Origin of the sequence: Endozoicomonas sp. (genome assembly GCF_051008435.1) — a bacterium.
Taxonomy (GTDB): domain Bacteria; phylum Pseudomonadota; class Gammaproteobacteria; order Pseudomonadales; family Endozoicomonadaceae; genus Endozoicomonas_A.
Genome location: NZ_JBPCXO010000514.1, coordinates 1 through 5,380, shown reverse-complemented (window position 1 = coordinate 5,380; position 5,380 = coordinate 1). Strand labels below are relative to the sequence as shown.

Here is a 5,380-nt window from a genome sequence, read left to right as displayed (position 1 = left end):
TCATTCTGGGACTATCTGACAGACAGGTTAACAGGCAGTGGCTCGTTTCCAAGGCTGACGGACTTGATTGAAAAAGCTTCTCACATACTACCTTGTGGGCTTTGCAGCAGTTATTAAGAAGCTACCTGTCGTCCAAGTGAATAGCCTTTCCCACAAGTCTTCTGGATAGGCATGGAATAACGGCATAGGGATTCAAACTCAATGGTTTTCATCGTTAAGTGTGGCTGTTGTAATCCAGTAGAGCCTGAAGTAGCTACCCAGTCGATTAACTCTGACATGCTGTCATTGAACAGGTAGTCAGGTCCTCCCGTCATGCCCAGCCAGTAGCTGCTGGCAGTATTATTCTCTGCATTGAAATTGCCCACTACAGCGGATTGTTTATTGTGGGAAGCCGTATGAAGATGGAGATTCGATTGCAGGTGATCAAGAAACCCATTGTTGGCCTTTGGGAATAATGGAATATTGGTACTTCCGGCCACTACAAGAGGAGCCTTGATACCATAGCCTTTTTCTCTTGCTAAATTCAGTGCTTGTTCCAAACCGGCTACTGCAGGATGTCGGGTAAGTTCAGGCATGCCAGAATTTAGTTTTTGCATCTCTCGCAGATGGTAAAAGTTGAAGGTAGTGGAAAAATACACCATCAGATCAACACTTCGTTCCTTATCCATTTGTACCTTGATGGCCAGCATATTCCCTGCATGGATCTTTTTTCCAAATTGAGATTCATCCAGCCAGAGTTCTTGCTGGAAGGCGTTCTTACTGGCAAAGCCATAGTGGCTGACGACCAGAAATGAACCTTCAGACCAGTAGTAGTTCCAGACATCTTTCTTTTGTTTCACAACGGAATCATAAGAGGCATTTTTCACAGCCGATATAAAATCTCTTATATTCTGACGAGTCAGGTGGCCGGTAATAATATATACCTTTGGAAATACCTCTTTTTTGGATAAAAATGCAGGCAGTTCTTCCAGCATATTTGATCGATGCAGGCTGGCTTTCACTTTAGTGTTAAGAAACTCATCTTCACGGAAAGCTTCATCGCCAACGGCAAATATTGAAGGGTGATCCATATGCCAGAATATGATCTCATCACTGCCTGCATCTCTATACCAATGCTCATTTAAATAGACATTAAGAGCCGGTTTTGTATTAGTCTTGGGCTCGCTGTCCGAGCCAGATGCTGAAGACGCGGTTTCCTCTTGTTCAGAGGGGGTTTCTGATTGAGCAATCAGTGAGATGGGAAAAAGAAGAGTAAATATAAGAACGATGAGTAATCGCATAGTGACGTGAATTCCTTCAGCCAATGACGAGCTTAAAGTGAATATAAATTATAGTTACGAATCTTTTTCCTGGACTGCTTCGCTCAGATTTATTTGTTCTGCCATACACTCTTAATAATGAAAAATACTTAGAAGCAATCAGTGTTCAGGTTAACTCAGTCATCTGATGACCTTAGGTCTTGAGAGGGTAACAGGAACGATTTTTCATCTGAGTCATTAAGAAAAAGGTATTGGGAATACTTGGCTGAGTCGACATTGTTAATGGGGTTTGTTTTTAGATAAGCATGTTCTGAAACCATCTGAAGCACCTTACTAAAGATGGCGTTATTCTGTTTTACAGTTAATTAAGAAGGGCGGGAAGCTTGGCTGTCGGGTTGATAGCCCGTTGCTTTAAGGTGGATGATGGGAAGAAATAAAGGTGCAGGTAAGGAATTCCATTCAAACCATTCCCACTCAAGGCATTTCTCGGGTTCTTTGACTTCAGGTGTGCCAGTGGATGATTCTGCAATCATGAAGAGAGTGATGTAGTGCTTACCTTCCGTGGTAAAAACATCGTTGGTATAGGGCCCTGTGCGTATTTGATCAAGGGTCAGACCCGTTTCTTCCATGAGTTCTCTCGCAGCACATTCTTCAGGACTCTCACCAAATTCAAGATGCCCGCCGGGAAAAGCCCATTGTCCTTCACCATGACTGTTGATACGACGTCCAAGAAGAATTTTATTGTCTCTTTTGACGATCACACCGACACCAATTCTTGGAAGTTTTTGATCAGTCACCGTTAGCTCCATCCATTAAAACGGATTTGAAAGAGTACTTAGTCTAAGCATTGGCTCAGGTTTGAACAATGGCTTGGCACGGGCCGTTGTATAGTGAGGTCATCTTTGGAATGTGAACATTAATAACCCCACTTACTGAGCTGCATTTTTAGCATAATGCTCGATATGTCTTGTGAATTTGTCGTGTCGATCCAGAAACGAATTGTAAGCATGCTTGGCCGGTATAGTGATGACTTTGCCTGTATGTGCCAGCCCTCTCAGCAGCCTTCCGGCATTGGAAACCAGGTCTTTGCTAATGCTGTAATGAGTTATCTTCTCTTTCGCACGCAGCAGGTTCTCTCTGGGAATATCGGATAAAGCGGCGCGACTCAGTTCAGAACTTGAAAAGCAGACCGCCTCAAGAGGAGGGTCCATGGACAGAGCGGCATAGTTGGCTTCGGCCCCCCCTTTGGAATGTCCATTCAGTTTCAGAGTGAAGGGTTTGCCTTCAGGTGTTGCAGGCATTTTTTCCAAGAGACTGGCAGTCAATTTTTTAGCTTGTATGAAACTGTCAGGGATTCCTCTTCCCAGGGCATTTTTGATATTGGCTTTCCATTGTTTGCCTGAAAACTTGATGTTCTTTCTGGAACGTTTGAGAAACTCACCGGCTGTCAATCCGGAAGTGGTGCCGCCAAAGACCAAACGCACTTCGTTGAGGTTCGGATTGATCAGGGCGTAAGCCGTCAGTCCGGTTTCCCGGTCATACATGAATCCTGGTTCTTCCGAGCTAATGGTCAAACCGGCATCTGAAGCGATCAGTTCTGCAAGCTCAGAAGATCCCTTCCAGTGGGCAGCAAAATCCTCTTTTTCAGGTTTGTGAATGTCGCCTGCAGCTCTGACTTTTTCCATCGAGCGATGATAGGGGTAAGCTGCCAGTTGGGCATCAATGGCCATCGACCTGAGTGTTTTGGGGTCTGTGGGGGGTGGGGTATTCACGGCCAGTTTTCTGATTTCCCGTTGTTTTAATGAATAGGTTTTGCTCTGTTTGACGGTTTTTTCAGGGGAGTATTTTCCCTTGGGCTGAGACGTTTTTATTTTCCACCGTCCAAAAAGGCCACTTTTCTGTGACTTATCGGTCTCTTTTTCAGAAAGAGGTTTGTATTGGGCTGTTTTCCTTCCGAGTCTGAATCTATCCATGATGACCTTGTTCTTGAACCTATTATGAGGCCTTTCAGTATTAACTGGAAAGTAGAGTGTTAGTTTCAGTATTGGGTGAGTGGATTGAGTGTCGGCTCAATGAGGTTCAGGCATCTTGAAGACAGCATCTGGAGACACTGTCTTCATTTCAGAGGCTTAGTCAAGAATCCGATAGAGGTGCCAGCTGTGAACCCAGCCTTCGGGATTGGAGGAGTAAAATCCGCCAATGTCAGGATTGACGAGTGTCATCAGAGAGGGGTGAAGGACAGGGATCAAGGGGAGTTCTCTGGCCAGAATGGTTTCAGCAATCTTATAGTTGGGTAAGCGTTCTACCGCCGTTTTCTTATCAGCGGCAAGGTTTAATTCCCTGAGGTAGGCTGGATCCCTGAAGGGACCAAAGAATTTACTTTCAGTCAGAGGTGTCAGGAAAGCTGTGGCATCGTTGTAACCCGCTAACCAGCCAAACCAGACCATTTCAAAGTCTCCTTTAGAGATCCGTTCCAGATAGCTGCCCCAGTCATCGCTTTTACTGTCCAGAGAAGTACCCAGAGTACTGTTAATCTGGTGGCAAATCTCCGGCAGGATATCCATGGAGTCGTACTTGGGGCTGGACAGTATGGTTAGCTTGATGTCACTGCCTTTTATGCCGCTCTCTGCCAGTAACTTGATTGCCTGTTCTTTGCGATCCGGGTTGCCCAGCAGCTTACGACAGTTAGCCGGATCCGGGTTGAATCCACGGGTGTGTGGGGCCACAAAACTGCAGGCTGGCTGAGTATGGCTGTGAGGGTATATTTTTTTGACCAGTGCCTCACGATCAATCGCCATTGAGAGAGCCTGGCGTACCTTCACATTTTTAAGGGCAGTGACTTTTGGGCTGACAATGAGGCTGGCAGTGGCCAGAATCTGATCTTCAAAGACCGACACCGGGTGCTGCTTTCTCAACTTCCTGATATGCAGCGCGGGCAATTGCGCCGTCACATCCAGAGAGTGATTCTCAAAACCCTCTAACTGGCGATGGATTGAGGGAATGATCTGATAATTGATCTGTTGAAGATCGGTATTCAGGTGGCGGTAATAGTTGGGATTGCTGCTCAATTCAATGCGGGTTTCCGGAATCACACGATGAATCATGTAGGGGCCATTGGTGACCGGGACGGTAGCAGCATCACCCGACAGATTACTTTGATGGACGGGAAGAAAACTGGGAAAGGTCATCAAGTCCAGAAAATAGGGCGCAGGTTGATCCAGTTCTATGACCAGCTTATTACCGTAGGCCTTGATGGCCAGTGCCTCCGGATTACCATTTAGAGCCTGCTCAGCTCCGGTTATTCTGGCGATCTTTAAATACCAGCGATAGCTGGCCCTGCGTGCTGGGTCAGCCAGAGCTTTGAAGCTGCGGACAAAATCATCGGCCGTTAATGCACTGCCGTCTGACCATTTCAGGTTATCCCTGATAATAAAGGTATACCGGATGCCATCAGGGTGACGCTGAACATCTCGGGCAACCCCGGGCACGGGCTCACCGTTCTTGTTCTGGACCATCAGTCCTTCAAAAACATCTTTGAGAACCTGAGCATCGGGAGAACCCCCAAAATAGTGTGGATGCAAAGATTTGGGGGTAGCCAGCAGGCCGCGTTCCAGAGGCGAAGACAGGGCAGGCATGGAGGCTGCACAGGCTAACAGCAACCAGATCATAATCAGGCGGACTTTTTGCAGCCAGCCACAGAGTTTGAATGTATTGAAGGGCATTAAGGTCATCAGATCAAACAGCCATGAGCAATGAAAAGGCACAGGAGTTTTTTGTATAGCTTATTCATGGGCCTTCTGCTGAGAAAAGTCAGAAACAATCGAGGCTGTCAGGCATGACATTAAACGTTCTCAAGTACCAGGAGGTGGGTAATTCCACAAACAGAGTGCGATCAACAAACGATAATCAGAAATGAGGTCACTGTGATATCTGCCAATGACGCCAGAGGGACTGAGTTACCCTGGCAGGTGCAGTCTGAGAGCGCATTAACCTTTGGCTCTTAGTGGATTCCGGGGAGCTGGAAACAGGATGACTTATGTGGCTATGAATAGAAGACGTTTTCTTGTAAAACAGTGTCATGAAACTTTATGACCTCCTCGATAACGCCAAGTGCTATGAAC

4 protein-coding genes are annotated in these 5,380 nt (G+C 46.4%); all 4 read right to left on the bottom strand.

The annotated features are described in order from the left end of the window. Positions 1–113: 113 nt before the first annotated feature. The 4 genes from ACR2PX_RS25755 to ACR2PX_RS25740 all read right to left on the bottom strand — a co-directional run bounded on the left by ACR2PX_RS25755 (position 114) and on the right by ACR2PX_RS25740 (position 4,990). Positions 114–1,280, bottom strand: coding sequence for a hypothetical protein (locus ACR2PX_RS25755; protein WP_434002218.1), 1,167 nt, complete (start codon positions 1,278–1,280; stop codon positions 114–116). Between the two features lie 344 nt (positions 1,281–1,624). Further along, on the bottom strand, positions 1,625–2,056 hold the full coding sequence (locus tag ACR2PX_RS25750) for a nucleotide triphosphate diphosphatase NUDT15 (RefSeq protein WP_434002217.1): 432 nt from the start codon (positions 2,054–2,056) through the stop codon (positions 1,625–1,627). A 132-nt stretch (positions 2,057–2,188) separates the two neighbouring features. Then, positions 2,189–3,232 (bottom strand): hypothetical protein, encoded by a 1,044-nt coding sequence (locus tag ACR2PX_RS25745; protein WP_434002216.1) that lies wholly within the window; start codon positions 3,230–3,232, stop codon positions 2,189–2,191. Positions 3,233–3,388: 156 nt separating this feature from the next. After that, complete coding sequence (locus ACR2PX_RS25740) at positions 3,389–4,990, bottom strand: peptide ABC transporter substrate-binding protein (RefSeq protein WP_434002215.1); 1,602 nt, start codon at positions 4,988–4,990, stop codon at positions 3,389–3,391. Positions 4,991–5,380 lie beyond the last annotated feature (390 nt).

Coding starts and splice junctions, on each gene's coding strand:
- ACR2PX_RS25740 (WP_434002215.1), bottom strand. CDS start 4,990: ATGACCTTAATGCCCTTCAATACATTCAAACTCTGTGGCTGGCTGCAA.
- ACR2PX_RS25745 (WP_434002216.1), bottom strand. CDS start 3,232: ATGGATAGATTCAGACTCGGAAGGAAAACAGCCCAATACAAACCTCTT.
- ACR2PX_RS25755 (WP_434002218.1), bottom strand. CDS start 1,280: ATGCGATTACTCATCGTTCTTATATTTACTCTTCTTTTTCCCATCTCA.